This window comes from Psychrobacter sp. H29 (assembly GCF_059073055.1).
Window position 1 is genome coordinate 2,149,726 of the sequence record NZ_JCACRY010000001.1, and the last position, 20,026, is coordinate 2,169,751.

14 protein-coding genes and 3 tRNA genes are annotated in these 20,026 nt (G+C 45.0%); 6 read left to right on the plus strand and 11 right to left on the minus strand.

Annotation, left to right across the window (positions count from 1 at the left end; all coding sequences use genetic code 11):
• Window positions 1-276 precede the first annotated feature (276 nt).
• From gspF to AC5JP1_RS08690, 8 genes are all read right to left on the minus strand, one after another.
• Complete coding sequence (gene gspF / locus AC5JP1_RS08655) at window positions 277-1,479, minus strand: type II secretion system inner membrane protein GspF (protein WP_493843826.1); 1,203 nt, start codon at window positions 1,477-1,479, stop codon at window positions 277-279.
• A 72-nt stretch (window positions 1,480-1,551) separates the two neighbouring features.
• Window positions 1,552-2,598, minus strand: coding sequence for a hypothetical protein (locus tag AC5JP1_RS08660; RefSeq protein WP_493843827.1), 1,047 nt, complete (start codon window positions 2,596-2,598; stop codon window positions 1,552-1,554).
• Window positions 2,599-2,916: 318 nt separating this feature from the next.
• Complete coding sequence (locus tag AC5JP1_RS08665; protein WP_493843828.1) at window positions 2,917-3,852, minus strand: AraC family transcriptional regulator; 936 nt, start codon at window positions 3,850-3,852, stop codon at window positions 2,917-2,919.
• A 464-nt stretch (window positions 3,853-4,316) separates the two neighbouring features.
• A tRNA-His gene (locus AC5JP1_RS08670) sits at window positions 4,317-4,392 on the minus strand.
• Between the two features lie 39 nt (window positions 4,393-4,431).
• Window positions 4,432-4,508 (minus strand) — tRNA-Arg (locus AC5JP1_RS08675).
• 107 nt (window positions 4,509-4,615) lie between these two features.
• Window positions 4,616-4,692, minus strand: a tRNA-Pro gene (locus AC5JP1_RS08680).
• Between the two features lie 288 nt (window positions 4,693-4,980).
• A complete protein-coding gene (locus tag AC5JP1_RS08685) occupies window positions 4,981-6,531 on the minus strand; it encodes an McrC family protein (protein ID WP_493843829.1) in 1,551 nt (516 codons plus the stop codon).
• Window positions 6,532-6,546: 15 nt separating this feature from the next.
• The gene (locus AC5JP1_RS08690; protein WP_493843830.1) at window positions 6,547-8,067 is read right to left on the minus strand and encodes an McrB family protein; all 1,521 of its coding nucleotides are present in this window, start codon (window positions 8,065-8,067) and stop codon (window positions 6,547-6,549) included.
• Window positions 8,068-8,279: 212 nt separating this feature from the next.
• On the opposite strand from AC5JP1_RS08690, the gene AC5JP1_RS08695 reads away from it, so the two are divergent.
• Window positions 8,280-8,951, plus strand: a complete 672-nt coding sequence (locus AC5JP1_RS08695; RefSeq protein ID WP_493843831.1) for a DUF4442 domain-containing protein — start codon at window positions 8,280-8,282, stop codon at window positions 8,949-8,951.
• A gap of 215 nt (window positions 8,952-9,166) precedes the next feature.
• Here the strand turns inward: AC5JP1_RS08695 and gspE are convergent, their stop codons facing one another.
• Window positions 9,167-10,720, minus strand: a complete 1,554-nt coding sequence (gspE, locus tag AC5JP1_RS08700) for a type II secretion system ATPase GspE (RefSeq protein WP_493843832.1) — start codon at window positions 10,718-10,720, stop codon at window positions 9,167-9,169.
• A gap of 464 nt (window positions 10,721-11,184) precedes the next feature.
• On the opposite strand from gspE, the gene AC5JP1_RS08705 reads away from it, so the two are divergent.
• Both AC5JP1_RS08705 and AC5JP1_RS08710 read left to right on the plus strand, forming a co-directional pair.
• On the plus strand, window positions 11,185-11,967 hold the full coding sequence (locus AC5JP1_RS08705; protein WP_493844461.1) for a thiazole synthase: 783 nt from the start codon (window positions 11,185-11,187) through the stop codon (window positions 11,965-11,967).
• Between the two features lie 116 nt (window positions 11,968-12,083).
• Entirely contained in the window at window positions 12,084-13,523 is a 1,440-nt protein-coding gene (locus tag AC5JP1_RS08710; RefSeq protein WP_493843833.1) for a WS/DGAT/MGAT family O-acyltransferase, read from the plus strand.
• A 98-nt stretch (window positions 13,524-13,621) separates the two neighbouring features.
• Here the strand turns inward: AC5JP1_RS08710 and AC5JP1_RS08715 are convergent, their stop codons facing one another.
• Together AC5JP1_RS08715 and dxs are read right to left on the minus strand one after the other, a co-directional pair.
• On the minus strand, window positions 13,622-14,449 hold the full coding sequence (locus AC5JP1_RS08715) for an inositol monophosphatase family protein (RefSeq protein ID WP_319051171.1): 828 nt from the start codon (window positions 14,447-14,449) through the stop codon (window positions 13,622-13,624).
• Between the two features lie 351 nt (window positions 14,450-14,800).
• A complete protein-coding gene (gene dxs / locus AC5JP1_RS08720) occupies window positions 14,801-16,855 on the minus strand; it encodes a 1-deoxy-D-xylulose-5-phosphate synthase (protein ID WP_493843834.1) in 2,055 nt (684 codons plus the stop codon).
• 590 nt (window positions 16,856-17,445) lie between these two features.
• Here dxs and ribA point away from each other — a divergent pair.
• The 3 genes from ribA to AC5JP1_RS08735 all read left to right on the plus strand — a co-directional run bounded on the left by ribA (window position 17,446) and on the right by AC5JP1_RS08735 (window position 20,025).
• Window positions 17,446-18,135, plus strand: a complete 690-nt coding sequence (ribA, locus tag AC5JP1_RS08725) for a GTP cyclohydrolase II (protein WP_493843835.1) — start codon at window positions 17,446-17,448, stop codon at window positions 18,133-18,135.
• A gap of 31 nt (window positions 18,136-18,166) precedes the next feature.
• Window positions 18,167-19,153 carry an oxygen-dependent coproporphyrinogen oxidase gene (gene hemF / locus AC5JP1_RS08730; RefSeq protein WP_493844462.1) on the plus strand — a complete coding sequence of 329 codons (987 nt, stop codon included), beginning with the start codon at window positions 18,167-18,169 and terminating at the stop codon, window positions 19,151-19,153.
• Window positions 19,154-19,551: 398 nt separating this feature from the next.
• Window positions 19,552-20,025: a c-type cytochrome gene (locus AC5JP1_RS08735; protein WP_319051174.1), complete on the plus strand. Its 474-nt coding sequence runs from the start codon at window positions 19,552-19,554 to the stop codon at window positions 20,023-20,025.
• Window position 20,026 lies beyond the last annotated feature (1 nt).

Sequence of the window (20,026 nt, forward strand, 5' to 3'; positions counted from 1 at the left end):
CATTATCACTATAAACTATGGTTTTATTTTTATCCAGCGCGGCGCTCAGATTGTCATTATAGTCAATATCGAACAAACAGAGAGATCTTTAACTGTCGTCTTACCTTCCTTTTACTATAGCGTGGTGCTCAGATTTACCCTAGCAAAACTATAACCTAGACAATAATATACAACAGTAAGCAAATCTTAAGAAAGCTCGCTCAAAGTTTAGCAAGATGTGCCGTATAGGTAAGATAGAGATATCGGATTTGTGTCAGCCGTTCAAGTGACTGCTCGCTAACCTGCCAAGTCATTCATATTAACGATGGGTAGCATAACCGCCATAACGATAATCATCACGACCACACCCATCAATACCAGCATCAGAGGCTCGAGCAATGATAGCAAAGTACTGATGAAGTTGGTTGCTTCTGCCTCCTGCATATTGGCAGCACGGCTTAGCATATTTTCTAGCTCACCTGAGTTTTCGCCACTTTTGATCATCTGCACCATCATCGGTGGAAAATAAGTAGATTTCTCTAACTGACTAGATAAGCTTGAGCCTTCTGTGACTCTATCAGCAGCAGTGATAATCGTTTTTTGAATATGTAAATTGGTCGTGACCGCAGCACCGATATGCAATGCCTCAATCAGTGGCACGCCTGAGCGTACTAATATCGCAAGGGTGCTAGCAAATCGCGCGGCATTCAATCCTTTGGACAATCTGGCCAGTATCGGTAATCTAAGTACCACACTATCAATGGTCAATTTCCCTGCCTGCGTTTGAGCAAAACGGTAGAATAAAAATGCAGCCCCTGCCAATACCAGAAGCATTAGCCACCACCACTGAGTAATGATATTCGATAAGGTCAGAACGACTTGGGTAATCAATGGTAGGGCTTGCTCGGACTGCTCAAAAACTTTGACAATTTTGGGCACCACAAAACTCATTAGACCCATAATCACTACAATTGCCATAACCATCAGTACAATCGGATAGACCATGGCGCCTTGGATTTTCTTTTGGAGGGCAAAACGGTTTTCGGTGTAGTCTGCCAACTGGTTCAGGATGAGATCAAGATGACCTGATTTTTCGCCTGCTGCAATTGTGGCGATATATAGTGGCGGAAAGCTAGCGGCTTGTTGTAGTGCTCGTGCTAAGCTCAACCCTTCTAGGACATGTGAGCGTACAGCGAGCATCAAAGATTTGATATGCGTCTTGGGTGATTGTTTGGCGACCGCAGCCAAAGTCTCCTCGAGTGGAATACCAGCCGCCAGCAAGACAGACAATTGGCGTGTGAGCAGCGCCAGCTCATAAGCAGATGGTTTTTTGTAACGGTTTTTACTTTGGCTTTTTCGGTCATTGACAGCGCTGACTTCGACTGGTGTCCACCGCTTATCACGCAGCTGCTGACGGACTTGCCGCGCCGAGTCCCCTTCTAGCAAGCCTTTTTGGACACTGCCATGGTCATCAAGCGCTTTGAAATGATAAGCGGGCATAGCAGCAGATATCCTAAATGGGTCATAGGTAAATGGTTATAGCGTACGATTTAACGAAAAAAGTCATACCTATCAAAGCGGCGTTGAGTCGTTACTATCAGGCATCAAGCCTTGTAATAATAAAACATCCAAGTGCTGCTGCTGTAACTTTTTATCAAAATCATTGACCTCAGCGATCAGCATGCGCTCAATACGTTTGTCACTAGCAAAAACGCTCAAACGTGCACAAATAACCGCCAATTGATAAATGCGTTTTTTACAATAACCATCCAAGCCTTGTAGCAGTCTAACCATATGCGGGGTCTCAAGACTAGCATAGTCATAATCGGCGACCACTTGCTGACTAAGCGCCGTTACGCCATAACTGACCGATAAGTGCGCGCAAAAATAACAGCTGAATAGATACCCCACCACATGGCCAATATAGTAGCCTCTATCATAGGTAAAACTACTTACCCCAAAGTGACCGAGTACGTAGCTGTTGAGACTGCCTTGATCGCGAATAGGCTTGCCATGTTTTAGCTTACCGACCGTGGCAAAACACAGTGGGTTGCGTCCATCTTGAGTGGTGAGCTGCCAACCTGCTGGCTGCTGCGCAGGCATATGACGCACGATATCTGCGATGATATCATCGACCACATGTAGCTGTTGCCAGAGTCGTTCAAGCATGTCCGTATCCATCAGACCACGCTTATCGAGCTGCTGAGCAAGCAAGTATTGCTGATATTCTATAAATTGTGATTTGAGGGTTTGTACCAAATATGTGGGGCGCGTATTGGCAGATGCCATATATAGTAGCCGGGTACGTTCATGCTGAGTACGATAAAGATCGACACGCTGTGCTGCGACAGATGTCTCACTGGCAGTCGACTGACTGGTTGAGGCATGGGTATTGGACTGCTCTGTAGCGCCTAACTCGTCCGCTTCCTCTTTGGCATCTGATAAAGTAAATAAGGTCAATAGTGCCGCCTTATCAGGAACTTGTCTCACATCCTCTGACTGCGCTGATTGTGTGCTACTCAAATTATCTTTATCAGTATTATTTTCTTTTTTAGCAGTTGCAGTAGCGCCTTGTTGGCTATTGGCTTCTGTACTTGGCTTTGCGGTCGGTTCAGTCATAACATACCATCAGCAGCAAAAATAAACATCGTCTAGATCCTTTTTAGGACTGACATTCAGCCATACATCGTGCGCTAAACGCACACTCTAATATCTCGACGACTCATTACCTCATAGTACCTGAACACGCACGCCTTGTCAGCTTTGTATAACCGAAATAGCACGGTCTAGCTATCAGATGCTTTATTCCTATACCTGCTCGATATATAAAAGATCGCGGAGAAAACAAGAAGAGTTAATTAAAGAAAAAAGCGCTAAAGCAATGTCAGTCGCTTTAGCGCTTCTATAGATAGATACTGCCGATATAGCAAAACTGACCTAGGCGAGTTTTTGTTGTTGATACTGCTGTCGGTACGCTTTTGGTGAGACCCCATAGACACGCTTGAATGCCTGACTAAAGGTAGAGTCGGATGCATAGCCCACCATATCACTGATGCGGCTGATACTGTTCTGCTGTAAGCGTAAATATCGCGCTGCCAAACGCAAGCGGTAATCGATCAGATACGTGAGCGGCGGCATGCCGACTGTGTCTTTGAAACGCTGAGCAAAGCTCGATCGTGACATTCCTGCTACTTCTGCAAGCTTATGAATGGTCCAGCTTTGGCTTGGTGCTTCGTGCATCGCGGCTAGCGCCTTGGTCAAAAACGGATCTTTCATTGCTTTGAGCCAGTTTTCGGTGGCTTCAGGCAAGCTCTCAATATAGACACGTAAGCACTCAATCATCATAATACTTGCCCAATGATTGATGACAGCGGTTTTACCCATACGCTCACGCTCAGCCTCCAAGGTCAGCAGCTTAATCTCTACATCAATAACCTCAAAACGACCATCGGCGGCATCATTGAGCTCGGGTAATATCGGTGGTAGTACAGACAGTAGAGGATTGATCATTTCTTTGTCGTATTTGCATTCGATAAGTATCAAAGACGAATTAGGGTCACCATCACCATCGATGTCAAGCGTACGATCTTTACTGTTAATCAATAACTCATCAAGCGGTTGGGCAACATCACCATTATGATTGAGCGCATAGCTCACATGCTTGTGTGCATTGGGGATCATAATCATATCACCAGCGCGGGCTTCTCTTAGACCATTACCAACATCAATACAAAAACCGCCAGACATCACTAAATAAAACAAAATAGTGTCTTTTCTCGTAATAGAGTAAGACCAATTGCCAGCACCGTTCAAACGATAATACTTGGTCTCAAATAAGTGCACGTTTTGTAGCAATACGCTCAATGCGTCCATTAATCAGTTCCTCAATCATACAGGGTCAATAATAAAGCTTAAAAATGTAGATATATTTAAAATACTTTTGAACGCTAACGTAATCAATAGGATATTTTGACTCGCTATTTTATGCCAGTGCCTAACACCTCAGTTGACGACACGATTAGTGTGATGAATAAATCGAAACATAAGCATAATGCCCGATTTGAAACTTCGTGTCCATTCACTCATAAGTATTACTAATTAATAATAAAGCAAACACAGTGAATCTAGGCTTTTGGAAAAAACCTACAACGATATGAATATCAAAAAATAAAGGACGTAAACCAGCAAAGTATGGGCACTTCGAACGGTTCAATATTGTAGGAGTCTACGGAGGGATGAAAAACAAACAGACATAAAAAAACGCCAACAGTGGCGAATGGTATTGCTTATAGGCTTTGGTATAAATATAGGATATCTATACGGATAATACAAAAAAATGGGGCGACTGATGGGACTCGAACCCACGACAACCGAGATCACAACCCGGGGCTCTACCAACTGAGCTACAACCGCCATAACTATTGCCTGATAAGGCAAGATTTGCAGGCTAAATGGCGCGCCTGGCAGGATTCGAACCTGCGGCCACCTCCTTAGAAGGGAGATGCTCTATCCAGCTGAGCTACAGGCGCTCTTAGAGGACTTTTATATACCACATTCAGTCAAAAATACAGTTTTTACTATATCAGAAACTAAACCATTATACATAAAAAAAAGCCTGTAAGGCTCTTAAAATAGATGGTCGGAGTGATAGGATTCGAACCTACGACCCTCTGGTCCCAAACCAGATGCGCTACCAAACTGCGCCACACTCCGAAATTCTCTATTATCACGATAGCTTGTTGAGTAACTCGTTGTTGGCAATGCCGCTAACTTGTTAACGTTCCTCGCTATCGAGGTGCACATATTAAGGGGAAAAGGCGATTGTGTCAACACTTATTTTCAATTAATTTAAAATAATCTCTAAATTCTTTAAAAAAGCAGATTATCATGAAAACATCGTCGATAACCTTTAATCGACAGTCTCTAATCGGTAGCCTTTAAATAGCAATCTTAATCATTCAGTCTACCTATCAGCTATAGCCTGTATTACTACTAGCGTCATTATGCTCTATTCAAATGTGGTCGCCCATTACCGTTTACTGTCCCTGTCAATACATCAAACGGTATCAACCACAAATGCGCATCACTTGAGCCATCATCATTATCGGTATCAAGAGCTTGATGAATTTGCTGCTTGAGTGCCACTGGCTGCCTCTCATTTCCTAATACGGGATAAACCATCCAAACCTGCCCTGCTTGATAAGCCTGTGCATAGCTGGTCAATTGATAAGCATCGCTCGCGCTAATAGCATTGCTATGAGGTAAGTATTTCCATTTGATATCGATAACATGGCTGTAGTGACCTTTAGTCTTAGTCATTGTAGTCTTAGTCACTGTAGTCCTAGTCACTGCCCTATCATTCTGATCAGTATCACTCTGACCCTGGTAGTGATTATCAGACATTTGATATATCAGTAAGTCAGGTCTTATAGATAGACATGCCCGCCCTTCTGCATCGTTTAGCCAAACACTTTGAGTTTGATACAGGGGACGACAGTGATTACTTAATCGTTGGAACATCGATACGATACGCTGACTTGCCCACTGCTCAAATGCTTGATTCATATCAATCAACAAACACAAGCGCAGTGGGGGTCGATTTGGTTTGGTTGAGTCAACACCATAGCCTGCTGCAGCAGCTGACTGCCGTAATAACCAATAAGCCAAATCTACCAGTTGATGAGCAGCTTGCAGTTTTTGCCTTTGTAGTGGCAGAGTGTCTAGTTGCTTTGTTGCCTGAGTATATATTGACGCTAGGCGCTGTATTTCACGTTGGTCGAGCGTAGGCAAGTGCTGCCACTGCTGTAAGAGCGTCGAATATCCAGATTGTAGAAATAAAGGCATCAAGTAGACTAATGCGCTTTTTATCAATCGATTGGCCAGCATATCATGACTCAGCATACTACTTTCACAGACAAATCGATGCGGCTGCGTGCTATTGCGCCTTAGCTGCTCTTTGATGAGCAGTCGCCCTTGTACTGAAGACTGATTTTGGACACGCTCCTGATAATGCTGGGTTGGTTGATAGTGTACTAGACGCTGTAAAAATTGCGTAATCAGCCAATCCGACAATGGCGGTGCTTCTATGGGTAATCGTACTGATGGATGAGCGAATTGACCGAGATTTTTCATGTTGGGCAGCTTACAACTCTTTGGCCTATCAAGACGCGTCAAGTCGGATAGCATGCCTTGTACCCAGTGACGCGTTTGAGCGATATCGTCGTCTTGAATGGATGTATTCAGCTTTGGTAGTAGCTCAAGCGTCATGCCACTAGGCAGTAAAATAATGCCTATATAGTGTCCGACCTTGAGCTGCCACTGTCCTTGCTTACGCTTGATGGTAAATACAGTAAACTCCTGCGCCATCAACCATTGAAAATCAGACACATGCAAAAAATCATGCGCGGTAAGGCGTTGATGCTCGAACACGGTGATGATATTGGTTTTGACGTTTCTTGCTTTAGCGTTCTTACGAGGCGTATAAGTACGAATGATATTTTCATCGTAGCTTTTATTGTAGCCTTTTTGGTGATATACGCTGTTGTTTATCATAAGTCAGCCACCTTGCTAGTACAGACGCTGATAGATAGAGGGCTGATTGAATTTACCAGTCTTTGCAATGAGGTCTGCATTGATTATATAGCTGCTCATGTTCATAGATTGACTAAGAAAGCTGTCTTGCCCCGTGAACATGTGGTTTTGGTTGGCTATAATCTGCTGATGACTCACCGAATCCTGTAATTTATTATTGATCAGTACATGGCTATCATGAATGAACTGCGCGCTTAGCGGTTGCTGTTCATCTTGAAAAATATACTGTAATACCGCAACTTGACCACCAGCAGCTTGTGCCAGTTGCGGAATGATCTGTTCGACTAAAACGGTTTGTAATTGAGTCAAACTCTCAACTGATAATAAAAATGCATGTCCGAGACAAGCGTCTACTCCTAGCGTCTGTGTAATACGTGTATTCAGACCGTTTAGTAATTTACCCAAGTCAATCGTGTCCGCCTCTACGCTATCAGCTGCGTTACGCTTACTACTAATTATAGGTAATAATTCAGGCTGCGGCGGACAGTCGATAAAGCGAAAGCGTCGACGTAGTGCCATGTCGAGAGGCGCAAGCGAATGATCTTGAGTATTCATAGTGGCATAGATATCGACGTTATCAGGCACACTAAAAGCACGTCCTGAATATGCGAGATTTACTGTCATCGCATTTGGTTTGCCTGCACGCTTATCTGACTCAATCAAACTGAGCAGCTCGCCAAATACTCGTGAGACATTGGCGCGGTTGACCTCATCGATTAGCATCGCGTAACGCTGCTGAGGGTCACGCGCCGCACGCTGACACAACTTCAAAAACGCCCCGTCTTGTACTGCGTAACTCATCTGCGTATGATTAGCGTGGCTATTGTGTACTTGGTTATTATTTACCTGGTTATTGTGTGCTTGGTTAGAGCCCGCCATAACAGGGCGAATCCCTTCCACGAACTCTTCATAACCATAGGCTTGATGGAAGCTCACCATACTAAACCGCTGCTGACCGATGTTTTGATTGTGCTTGGCTTGGTGGTCATGCTGTGCCTGCTGGAACTCTGCTAAGTGCTGTGCCAGCTCATTCAGTAGCGTCATACTCTTAGGCAGTAAATACCATGCGCCGCTGTTGTCTTTATCAAAATAAGCTTGGCTGGCACGATTGTCGAAACTGACTGTTTTAGAGTCTACAGGACTATGTCTGCGCAGCTCTAGCCAAGCGGTACTCTCTAGGTTTTTCTCGCGAGCGTTTTGTGCAGCTTTAGTAATAAAAAATGGATGATCAACGAGCTCTCTGACCTTTACCAAATCCTGCTGCTCCGCGTGTAGGTCCAAAAACACCAAGCACAGCACCTCACGCCAGCTTAAGTCCTGTAACAACTGCCCGAGCAGCTCTTCCCCATTGGTCTCAGGCAGATAATCAGTGTATTGCTTGGCGATTTGGAGCAGTCGATATGTTTTCCCCGTACCTGCGACGCCAGTATAGATAATGTTGGTTGGCTCAGGGGTAGACATATCAGACATAGCGGCATCCAGCATTGAAGCATTCATAAAATAATCATATCGTGTCATTATAACGCGGGTAACAAGCGTGAAGGTATCTACGGGTTAGCTGACTGTCTTGCTATTTTATAAGCGCAGCAGTTCATGCTAATAATAGTCGAAAGGTAGCGGTTAATGTACCATAGTGTTTATAGTGGTTTTACGCACAGTTGCCGTTATCAAAAAACATCATTCGATTTATCTACATTAAGGAGTTTTGTATGTCAGGATTACTAAAAAACCTACCCGCCAAGCTAACTGGTAAGCGACCAGCCAAAGTCTCTGACAACAAAAAACCACCCACCGAAACACCCAGCAGTACGCTAAAACCTATTAACAATCAATTTACCAAACTGCTATCTGTCACCAAATACCTACCTGCTGGTGCACGCTCAAGCATTTTGTCTAAAGCCTTTGGTAAAGTCGTACCTTACGTAGGGACGACAGGTGTGTACTACGAAACCGTCGAACCAAACCAAGTGGTCGTCAGCCTCAACAATGTCAAAGCGGTACAGAACCATATTGGCTCTATTCACGCAGTAGCCATTACCTTGCTGGCTGAAACAGCAACAGGATTCATTTTGGGTTTAAACCTACCCTCTGATCGTATACTACTGATCAAATCCTACTCGGTTAACTTTTATCGTCCAATCAAAAAAGGTCAAATTGCGGCGGTGGCTAGTCTCTCTGATGAGCAGCGCTTGGAGATTTTAAATACACCAAAGGGTGAAATGGTTATTCCTTGCGTCATTGATGACCGTGAGTCTGACAGCGACCGCGACCCTATCGTAGTCGAGATGACTTGGGCCTGGATTCCAAAAGCTGAGCTAGAAGCACGTCGCCAAGGCTCAGCGGACAAAACTGTAGAAAATGAGACCGTTGATAGTAAATAATGAGTTGGATTGAGGTAACCTGTGCTATTTACTTCTTGTAATGCAGGTTACCTATTGGCAATCAATGAGATAAGTGCGCGATGTTCACATCGCGCACTTATTTATCTACAGCCTCGCTGGTCGTCTTGTACTCACTACATCAGTCACCACTTCTCTATTTTTGCTTATTACCTGTCTTGTTCAATCATTTGTATATCACTGAACTTAGACCAGAATTAGACCAGTATTTCGTCATCCGCTACTGCGCTTTCTTTTGTAACTCGCAGCACCTCTTCTAACGTCGTTCGCCCCTCTATCACTTTACGTAGACCATCGGCGCGAATCGATGGCGTTTGTAGGCGCGCATATTCTTCTAGCTCATACTCAGCAGTATTGCTATGGATCATACGGCGCAGCGTATCATCAACTGGCACGACTTCATATATCGCTGTACGACCTCTAAACCCTGATTGATTGCATTTATCACAGCCAACGGGTTTCGGTAAGCGAATGGACGTGTTGACTGCCTTTTCATTATTATCATCTGCATCTGACGCCATGCCAATTTCGGCAAAAAGCTTGGCTTGCTCCATATCTGCTGCCTGCCAGTCATGACAATGTGGACACAAAGTACGCACCAAACGCTGCGCTACCACACCAATGAGCGAAGACGATAGCAAAAATGGCTCAACACCCATGTCTTGCAAGCGCGTCACTGCACCAATAGCCGTGTTGGTATGTAATGTCGACAAAACCAGATGCCCTGTCAAAGAAGCCTGTACAGCAATCTCCGCCGTCTCTAAGTCACGAATTTCACCTACCATCACGACATCGGGATCTTGGCGCAACATCGCTCGTAGACTCTTTGCAAAGGTCATATCTACTTTATTATTCACTTGCGTTTGCCCGATACCGTCGAGCTGGAACTCAATCGGATCTTCGGCGGTCAAAATATTACGAGTTTGGTCATTCAGATCAGTCAATGCAGAATACAGGGTGGTGGTCTTGCCTGAACCCGTCGGCCCTGTCACCAAAATAATGCCATGTGGACGATGAATCAAACGTTTAAGCTCGGTATAATCATTATCAGACAGCCCCAAATACGTCATATTTAGGCGACCTGCTTGCTTGTCTAATAGTCGCATCACCACGCGCTCACCAAAGCTCGATGGCAGTGTCGATACGCGCACATCCACCTCACGCCCTGCCAGCCTCAAACTAATGCGACCATCTTGCGGTACACGTTTTTCAGCGATATCTAACTTTGCCATGACTTTGATACGCGAGACTAATAATGGCGCCAGTTGGCGTTTTGGGGTGATGATTTCTTTTAGCTCACCATCGACACGAAAGCGAACAACCAAGCGCTTCTCGAAAGTCTCTATATGGATATCGGATGCACTTAGACGAATGGCTTCGGACAGTAATGCATTGATCAGACGGATAATAGGCGCGTCGTCCTGCTGATCCATCAGGTCTTCAGTTTCGGGGACACTGTCTGCTAGGCTATCAAGGTCAGGATGATCTTCAAGACCAGCGGCGATATGCTGCGACTCTCCTGTATTACCAGCGTAAGCGGCGTTCATACGTTTTTCAAAGTCATCCGCGCTGATACTTTCATAAGTTGGCACGCTGCGGCTACCTTGCTGCTGCAAAAACCGCACCGCTTCATTAATTGCAGATAATGGTGTGGCTTTTGTCAGTACTAACGTCGGCGGCAACTCAGGGTCAATCGCGAGTATCGCCAAAATTTGATAGCGTTTCGCAAAACTGTACGGTAACTGCATCATAAAGACGACCTAATAAAAAATAGTATCAAAAACCAAATCATAGCCGAGCGTTGTAAACACCTTGTACACCACTGACCAAACCAAAAAGAGTGCAAGTAAGATTGGATGAGTTTGTTATAATAGCATTTTGTTTTAGACGCGTATTATTTTATGCGGTAGGCAGTTTTGGCTATCACCATTCGCTTAGGGTTACGCTATATATAGGCATCGATTTTTTATTTTGCTGATGGTGCGCTATTATTGTCTATTTCACTTTTTAATATTATAAAGACGGCTCATGATATTTCGCTATAATCAATGTCATACCATGTAGGGACGTTGCTCGGCAATGACTTGCCGTACTTGCGCCTATATCCTTTATGTCTGAATTATCTTCAACCGATTATATCTACCTCGCCCGCTCGCCATTAGGATTTTTAGTTATGTCAGAGAACGTTAGCACTGCTACTCACCCGACACCACTGTTGCAAGATACTTTTACCGTTGGTAGTCGTACCTTTTCTTCCCGTCTATTGGTCGGTACAGGCAAATATAAAGATATGACTGAGACTGGGGAAGCCATTGCCGCTTCAGCAGCAGAGATCGTGACCGTTGCTATCCGTCGTGTCAACATTGGTCAAAATAGCAATGAGCCTAATTTGCTCGATGTCATCTCACCTGACAAGTACACCATTTTGCCCAATACTGCTGGTTGCTTCGATGCCGAGACGGCCATTCGTACGTGCAAGCTGGCTCGCGAGCTATTAGGCGGACATAACTTGGTTAAACTTGAGGTATTGGGCGATGAAAAAACCCTTTATCCCAATATCACCGAGACATTAAAAGCCGCTCAGGTGTTGGTCGATGATGGTTTTGAAGTCATGGTTTATAGCTCAGATGACCCTATTGTCGCGCAAGAGCTAGAGAGCATGGGCTGCGTCGCTATTATGCCACTTGGCAGCTTGATTGGTTCTGGACTTGGCTTACTAAATCGTCATACACTCAGTCTTATTATTGAAAACGCCAAAGTGCCTGTATTGGTCGACGCTGGGGTCGGTACGGCATCTGATGCGGCGATTGCCATGGAGCTTGGTTGTGACGGTGTCCTGATGAACTCTGCCATTGCTAATGCGCAAAACCCAGTAATGATGGCACATGCCATGAAACATGCTATATGGGCAGGTCGCGCTGCATTTATGGCAGGTCGTATGCCGATGCGTAAGATGGCAACTGCCAGCTCGCCGCAGACAGGGTACTTTTTTCAGTAAGCCGTTAAACTGAATTACATAAAGACCAATTATAAAATAATAAGACAGAAAGACTACTTGGTCAGCGCTCTGTCAACTATAATTTTTTATTCATTATCGTCATAAAAGGATTTATTATGCGACTTCTCACAGCAGTCGACCAGTTGTTCTTACTTCTTGAGTCGCGTAAACAGCCCATGCATGTTGGCGGATTGTTTTTATTTGAATTACCAGAAGGTGCTGATAGTGACTTTGTCTATCAGCTGGTACAGCAAATGCAAAACTCTGATGTACCGCCAAGCTTCCCGTTTAATCAGGTGCTAGAGCATTTGGTGTTTTGGAAAAAAGACAAAGATTTCGATGTGGAGCACCATTTTCACCATGTCGCACTTCCAAGTCCTGGGCGCGTTCGTGAGCTGTTGATGTATGTGTCAAGAGAGCATGGACGACTGCTAGATCGGGCGATGCCGCTGTGGGAATGTCATATCATTGAAGGGATTGAGCCAGAGGTAGAAGGCGGTCCTGAACGATTTGCTTGGTATTTTAAGATTCATCACTCACTCGTTGATGGTATCGCTGCGATGCGTCTGGTCAAAAAATCCTTGTCACAGTCTCCTGCTGAGCCTGTCACGCTACCCGTGTGGTCACTGATGGCGCGCCACCGTAACCAAGTCAACGCTATCTTGCCTGCCGAAAGATCCATCAAAAAGATCTTAAAAGAGCAGATATCAACCATCAAACCGGTATTTACAGAGTTGGTAGATAACCTCAAGAACTACGGTGATGAAGGCTATGTCGGTACGTTTGATGCGCCGATGAGTATCTTAAATAAGCGTATATCAGCATCGCGCCGAATCGCGGCGCAGTCCTATGATATACAGCGCTTCAATATGATTGCTGACAGACTCAAAATCAGTAGAAATGATGTGGTTCTAGCCGTCTGTGCTGGGGCTATACGTCGTTATCTGATATCCATGGATGCGTTGCCAAGCAAGCCTCTCATTGCTTTTGTGCCCATGTCACTACGCACTGACAACAGCATATCGGGCAATCAGTTGTCATTTATATTGGCAAACTTGGGCACGCATTTAGACGATCCGATGCGCAGAGTAGAGCTGATCCACCGTAGTATGAATAATGGCAAGCGCCGCTTTCGCCGTATGAATCAAGCGCAAGTCATTAACTACAGTATCGTCTCATACGCTTGGGAAGGTATTAATCTAGCGACTGGGCTGTTCCCTAAAAAACAGGCGTTCAACCTAATTATCTCTAACGTTCCAGGCTCTGAGAAACCCCTCTACTGGAATGGTGCACGTTTGCAGTCTTTGTACCCCGCTTCTATCGTATTTAATGGTCAAGCCATGAATATCACCTTAGCCAGTTATTTGGATAGGATTGAGTTTGGTATTACTGCATGTAGCAAAGCCTTACCGCGTGTACAGGACATGCTGATGCTGATAGAAGAAGAATTGCAATTGCTAGAGACTACCAGTAAAGAGATGGCGTTTAAAGGCATTACCGTCGAAGACAAAGGCGGCAATAAGGGTAATAATAAAACAAAAAAGCTGGCTCCATAACGGAACCAGCTTTTTGTTGTTTGGATAACAGCTATTTACTCTTCAGATAACCCAGTGCTATTAGCTATCTACTAGATAGCTATGCATTTCGTCTGCGCTTAGATAGCGTCGCCCCAGATTGGCACGACTGTCTGCATCAATGGCTTGAGTAGCTTAACGTTACAAGCAAAGATAGAACCTGACGTCATAGAGTTGTGTGCACCAGTATGGTCAACCACAACGCCGCGTGCTTCAGTCACAATCAACTCACCTGCTGCGATATCCCAAGGCTTGATAGACATCTCAAAATAACCGTCAAAACGACCAGCAGCAACGTAACATAGATCAAGCGCAGCTGAACCCATACGGCGTACCTGACCACCTGCCTCAGATACCTTTTGTAAGCTCTCAAAATGCTGTTTAGCAAAAGAAACCACTTCGCCATTACGCTTACGCTCAAGCGGATGACCGGTCGTAAAGAAACCACCATCGATTGTTTTGCGTTCGCTCACTTGCATACGGCGATTGTTCAAGCGCGCGCCTTTACCGCGGCTCGCTGAGAACATCTCATCACGGACAGGATCATAGACCACACCATGTTGGGTGACGCCTTTGTGCTGTACGGCGATAGATACACAGAACTGCGGTACACCATGTACAAAGTTTTTGGTGCCATCTAGTGGATCGATAATCCAGCACCAGTCAGCATCTTCACCGCGACCTTCTTGCATACCAAACTCTTCACCCAAAAACGAATGATCAGGGTAGCTGGCTTTTAGCGTCTCGATTGTAAGCTCTTCGCTAAAGCGATCGATACGCGTAACCAGACCATCAAGTCCTTTAGACTCAATATCTAACTCAATTTTGTGGCGGTTTTGATGCGCATATAAAATCTCTTTACCAACTTTTTCAGCAGTACGCGCTGCGATGACGACCATGGGTTCCATAAATAACCTATTTGCTTGATGAATGAATATAAAAAATAAGACCAACTCTGTGCCCACAACATGCCAAACAGCCGCCGCATCACACCACATCTATGCGATTTAAAAACGTGCCTTTTATAAATGAAAATTTATAAACGACAATCGCATTATACTAAAATTGTTCGATAAAAACGAAAAAACCATTACGCTGACGATACCAATGTTTTGGTAGTCACGGACACTGCGCAAGTTGTAAAAAAGTTAGCACCTACGGCTAGCAGGCGTTTGCTCTGTTTAGAGAGCTAATATCTGTGTCATTCAATGTATATTTGAAGTATTGAGTGACACAATCATAGAATGAAATAATCCGTGCTATGACAAGAGCTGCTTGAGCTGCCCTATCACACCAGCGACGTCTAGACCACAGTCTGCCAATTGTTCAGTTTGTGAGCCGTGAGCGATAAAGCGATCAGAAATACCTATATTACTAACTGACGGACGCTGACGTTTGAAAGCTGTGGACTCATTAAGTAAATACTCATTTACCGCGCTGCCTGCGCCGCCCATAATCATGTGCTCTTCTAACGTTGCGATATGAGTCACCCCTTGCGTCAATAATCTTTCAATCATTGCCGTATCTAGAGGTTTTACCCAGCGCATATTGATCACGTGTACCTGACACGCCAGCGTGGTATCGGCGGCTAGGCTCTCAGCTGCTTGCTGTGCTGTTGCCACCATCGTACCAAACGCCAGTAACGCAAGCTTATGAGGCGCATCATCGCTGCCAATGACTGAATCGACAACCGCTTCACCAATTTCATAAATTTGTGCTGGTTGCTCGATAGCAGCGCCAGTACCAGTGCCACGCGGATAACGCACAGCAGTGCAGCCTTGGTATTCATAGCAGGTATTGAGGAGATGGTAGCACTCGTTCTCATCTTTTGGTGCTGCAATGATGACATTAGGAATACCACGCAAAAACCCAAAATCGAACACGCCAGCGTGCGTAGCACCGTCTTCACCCACTAACCCTGCTCGATCGATGGCAAACATCACATCAAGATTTTGCAAAGCCACATCATGAATCAGCTGATCATAACCGCGCTGCAAAAACGTTGAGTAGATCGCGACAATAGGTTTAACGCCTTGGGTTGCCATACCCGCGGCTAGCGTGACCGCATGTTGCTCAGCGATAGCCACATCGAAAAAACGCTCTGGGAAATGACGAGCAAAGTCAATCATCCCTGAGCCTTCTTCCATAGCAGGCGTGATTGCCAACAGCTTATTGTCCTCGTCCGCTTTATCACATAAGAACTTGCCAAATACTTGCGAGTACTTCAGCGCAGGTTTTGTATCTGGTTTAATTGGTTCTATAGATTCATTCGAGATTTCATTATGACTTTCAGCAGGTAGCTTACTAATCGCATGATAGCCAACTGGATCTAATTCTGCTGGCGCAAAGCCTTTGCCCTTGGTGGTATATATATGTACCAAGACTGGACCTTTGATCTGCTTTGCTAGTGACAACACTCGCAAGAGTTCAGGAATATCATGCCCATCGAATGGACCAAAATAGGTAAAACCAATGGCTTTAAACAAGTTATCTTCTAACATCGGTACGTCACGCATCGCTTTGTGACGTTTACGGCGATCAAATGCTTGCATGTCAGGGCGCTTACACAGCACCGGCTTGCCCGTCTCAGAGATATCGACTTGGTAGCCTGACTCCCACAGCATTGCTAGATGTCGCGAAAACCCACCGATAGAACAAGATATCGACATGTCGTTATCATTTAAGATAACCAGTAGATCAGCGTCTTGTTGTACGGCATCGTTCATCGCCTCAAACGCCATACCGCCTGTCATTGCCCCGTCACCAATGATACAAGCAACCGTTTGTGCTCGGCCTTGATAGCGTAGCGCTAGACTCATGCCCAGACCTGCTGAGATAGAAGTCGATGAATGCCCCACACCAAAAGTATCGTAAACAGACTCAGCGCGCTCAGGAAATGCCGTCAGACCATCTTTAGATCTAATGGTCGCCAACTGAACACGGCGACCAGTCAACACTTTGTGCGCATAGGCTTGATGCCCCACATCCCATACAATCTGATCTTGCGGCATATCTAGCAAATAATGCAACACGATGGTCAGCTCAATCACACCCAAATTAGCGCCAAAATGTCCCCCACTCTGACCGGCTGAATACAGCAAAAAAAGACGCAGCTCATCAGCCAGCGTAATTAGCTGAGCTGATGACAACGTATTCATATCAGAGGGAGAGTCTATCGAATCAAGCAATGGCGTATTAGGGCGTACACGTGGAATCACAGTATAAGTCTGCTGTAAGCTCGATAGCTGGGCAGCAGGATCAGATACTGATGCAGATAGGGACTGAGACTTTGGGGAGTGAGGTGACTGCTGCATAAACCGTACGATACCTACCAATCTGCTGACAAGACGCGCCTGTAGTATAGTTGAGACTACAACCAAGGCACGCCAATAATATCTACATCGTTATTGATGTAATCGACCATATAATTATTCATGCAACTTTTACGTGTATATAGCTGCGCTACGTATACCATCGGCACACTACCCTAGTAGATCATGCCTTAAGACTACGTGTTTGATACTGCGTGGTGCGTTGATACTGTGTGCTTCACCGCTAGGGACTATATTCAGGGCTGTGTTAGAGACTGTTATTATGCCCTATTAGTTTGCATCAATATCGGATGTTAGTGACGACATAGTAATGTAAGGGTATAGACTTGTCACTGTATCCGTCAAAATAGTATGGCATAATAGCATTTTTTTTTAATTGTCGCTTTAATCATCGTGCGTCGTATGTGAACTTTGTGTGTTTTTATAATAAATACAATAAGCACGCGCTTTTTACGAACAGAGTATACTGATAATATCTTAGCCAAATTATATGGGTTAGGATATCGTCGCTGTTTTAATACAGACATCACAGACGCTTTACCGCCACGATTATAGGCTTATGCAGGACAGTAATGTCATATCAATTTATCACTAGTGCCAAATTACCAACTCGTCACGGCGAGTTCGATATTCATATCTTTGAGAACGACGAGGGTCAAGAGCATGTGATGTTGACTGCTGGCCTGTCTGCGGTCGATCAAGAGACCAGCAGCACGACTGCACAGCACTCAAGTAATACTGACTCGGTCTCTCCAGCTCCACTGGTTCGTATTCATTCTGAATGCCTGACGGGTGATGCCTTTAGCTCATTGAAATGTGACTGTGGTCCACAGCTCAATAGCGCGATGCAGGCGATACAAGAAGCTGGGTGCGGTGCAATTTTGTATCTGCGTCAAGAAGGTCGCGGTATTGGTCTGACCAACAAGATTCGCGCTTATGCCCTGCAAGACCAAGGACACGATACGCTAGATGCCAATCTTATGTTAGGGTTGCCTGCTGATGCGCGTATATATGACATGTGCGGGCCGATGCTGGCACATATCGGCGTTGACGCTGTGAGACTCATCACTAATAACCCAAATAAGGTTGCTTATTTGACTGAGCACGGTATCGATGTCGTTGAACGTGTGCCCATGCTCGTTGGCGTAAACGATATGAATGCTGAATACCTAGCAACTAAGCGCGATAGAATGGGGCATCTGCTGGATCAAGACCTCAATCTCGACAAAGACTTTAATACAGCCATACACCTAAACAAATAGACAGCTTATGAGTATTTCACACACAGACAACATGACAGACTTGCCCGAGATCGCCTCAGTCGCAACGCCAACCAACAGCGACATCATGCGAGTGCGTGAGTTTTTGGTTGATTTGCAGGCACGTATTTGTGACTCTCTAGAGGCGCAAGAGCGTGACGGTGGCGGTAATGCCACCTTTGTTCCTGATAATTGGGAGCGTGCGGAAGGCGGTGGCGGTCGGTCATGCGTATTAGCCGATGGCGCGGTCATCGAAAAAGCAGGCGTGATGTTCAGCCATATTCATGTCCACAATTTGCCAGCCTCAGCGACGGCACGCCATCCTAATATTGCTGGCCGAAAAGCCCAAGCGATGGGCGTCTCACTGGTTGTCCATCCCAAAAACCCTAATGTACCGACCAGCCATGCCAATGTACGTCTGTTTGTGGCAGAAGCAGAAGGCGAAGCGCCTATTTGGTGGTTTGGTGGTGGTTTTGATTTGACCCCTTTTTATCCTGTTTTGGCAGACTGCGTGCACTGGCATCAGGTGTGCCATGATTTATGTGCGCCATTTGGTGATAATATTTATGCTGATTTCAAGCAGTGGTGCGATGAGTATTTTCATCTGCGTCATCGCGATGAACAACGCGGTATCGGTGGCTTATTTTATGATGACGTCAGTACCGAGAGTCGCGGCTGGGATTTTGAGACCTGCTTTGATTTTATGAAAGCAGTTGGTAACGGTTATCTTGACGGCATCCTGCCCATCTTTGAGCAGCGTAAAAATACATCTTATACTGATGAACAGCGTGAATTTCAGCTCTATCGTCGTGGTCGTTATGTTGAATACAACCTAGTCTACGATCGTGGGACGTTGTTCGGATTACAAAGTAATGGACGTATCGAGTCTATACTAGTCAGTATGCCACCGCTCGCTAGCTGGCATTATCGGCTCGAGCCTGCTGAAGGTACGCCTGAGTTTGAGTTGACTGATTATTATTTGAAGCCCCGTGATTGGCTGGCATTAGAGGTCCATAAATAGTTCGTATTTGTCAGTACTTGCTATCATCATTATCAGGAGTTCTGGTTTTTTTATAGAACTCCCATCGAGTCAGCTGCAATAGCTGACTTTTTTCGTTCAAAAACTTCTATTTATCGTGTACGTTATTGCGTTTTTACAGCAAAAAACAAAAGTATAAAAACAAAACAACTGAGCACTGAGTCCACACGTCTTAAACATCTTCACAATAACCTGAACGCTTACGAGGATATAACAACTATATCATCACCATTTTGCAGATAACGGCTACAATAAGAGAAGTTCTTCGACGGTCACTGTACATAAAAGAATTTTCGGCAGTATTTTTATAATAATATTTTAGGCAAAGTACGCGTTTACAATGACGTCTGCGATTGGCCAAGTTTAAAGGAGTAAGTCATATGGCACAGGTTCACACCAACAAATCTTTAAAGTCTTTATTCAGCATTACCTTGATGGCAGCTGCATTAGGTTTAACCGCCTGTAGCAGTCCAGCTGATGATTCTGATATCAAAGCACGACAAGACAGTATGAAAAGCTGGGGCGATGCGATGGGCGTCATGGGTGATATGGTCAAAGCGCCTGATACATTCGATGCTGCAGTGTTCAAAGAACAAGCCGCATTCTTAGCAGAAGACGCTTCAAGTCCTTGGAGTCATTTTGAAAACCAAGAATCTATGGGTAACGCGACTGAAGCTGTTTGGTCAAATGCTGATGGCTTCAGTGCTGAAGCAGATAATTTCCAAAAAGTGACTGCTGATCTGAGCGCTGCTGCACAGACAGCTACGAGTGCCAGTGACGTTCAGCCTGCTTTTGGTGAAGTGGGTGCAAGCTGCAAATCGTGCCACACAGAATTTAGAGCAAAGAATGACTAGA

Bases quoted from the DNA above. Each gene is read 5' to 3' on its own strand.
- hemF (WP_493844462.1), top strand. From the start codon at position 18,167: ATGACAGACTTGCCCGAGATCGCCTCAGTCGCAACGCCAACCAACAGC.
- ribA (WP_493843835.1), top strand. From the start codon at position 17,446: ATGTCATATCAATTTATCACTAGTGCCAAATTACCAACTCGTCACGGC.
- AC5JP1_RS08735 (WP_319051174.1), top strand. From the start codon at position 19,552: ATGGCACAGGTTCACACCAACAAATCTTTAAAGTCTTTATTCAGCATT.
- dxs (WP_493843834.1), bottom strand. From the start codon at position 16,855: ATGCAGCAGTCACCTCACTCCCCAAAGTCTCAGTCCCTATCTGCATCA.
- AC5JP1_RS08695 (WP_493843831.1), top strand. From the start codon at position 8,280: ATGTCAGGATTACTAAAAAACCTACCCGCCAAGCTAACTGGTAAGCGA.
- AC5JP1_RS08715 (WP_319051171.1), bottom strand. From the start codon at position 14,449: ATGGAACCCATGGTCGTCATCGCAGCGCGTACTGCTGAAAAAGTTGGT.
- gspE (WP_493843832.1), bottom strand. From the start codon at position 10,720: ATGATGCAGTTACCGTACAGTTTTGCGAAACGCTATCAAATTTTGGCG.
- AC5JP1_RS08690 (WP_493843830.1), bottom strand. From the start codon at position 8,067: ATGAATGCTTCAATGCTGGATGCCGCTATGTCTGATATGTCTACCCCT.
- AC5JP1_RS08660 (WP_493843827.1), bottom strand. From the start codon at position 2,598: ATGACTGAACCGACCGCAAAGCCAAGTACAGAAGCCAATAGCCAACAA.
- AC5JP1_RS08685 (WP_493843829.1), bottom strand. From the start codon at position 6,531: ATGATAAACAACAGCGTATATCACCAAAAAGGCTACAATAAAAGCTAC.
- AC5JP1_RS08665 (WP_493843828.1), bottom strand. From the start codon at position 3,852: ATGGACGCATTGAGCGTATTGCTACAAAACGTGCACTTATTTGAGACC.
- AC5JP1_RS08710 (WP_493843833.1), top strand. From the start codon at position 12,084: ATGCGACTTCTCACAGCAGTCGACCAGTTGTTCTTACTTCTTGAGTCG.
- gspF (WP_493843826.1), bottom strand. From the start codon at position 1,479: ATGCCCGCTTATCATTTCAAAGCGCTTGATGACCATGGCAGTGTCCAA.